This window comes from Gemmiger formicilis, assembly GCF_016901605.1.
Taxonomy (GTDB): domain Bacteria; phylum Bacillota; class Clostridia; order Oscillospirales; family Ruminococcaceae; genus Gemmiger; species Gemmiger formicilis_B.
Genome location: NZ_JACJKP010000939.1, coordinates 1 through 218 on the forward strand (window position 1 = coordinate 1; position 218 = coordinate 218).

Below are 218 nucleotides of genomic sequence, written 5' to 3' on the forward strand. Positions count from 1 at the left end.
GAACAATACCGGGAGCGGGCACGCGCACTGGTTGCACAAATGACGCTGAAAGAAAAAATCAGCCAAATGCTCAGCTGGGCTCCGGCCATTCCGCGTCTGGGCATCCCTGCATACCTTCCACAAAGCGTACGCCCAAGCGAGAGGTCAGATACGGATCTTCGCCATAGGTTTCGTGCCCTCTGCCCCAGCGCGGGTCACGGAATATATTTACATTCGGC

At 56.4% G+C, this 218-nt stretch carries 1 pseudogene; it reads right to left on the minus strand.

What is annotated here, in order from left to right:
• Positions 1-103: 103 nt before the first annotated feature.
• Positions 104-218 (minus strand): annotated as a pseudogene (locus H6B10_RS17330) (glycoside hydrolase family 3 N-terminal domain-containing protein); the annotation flags it as partial.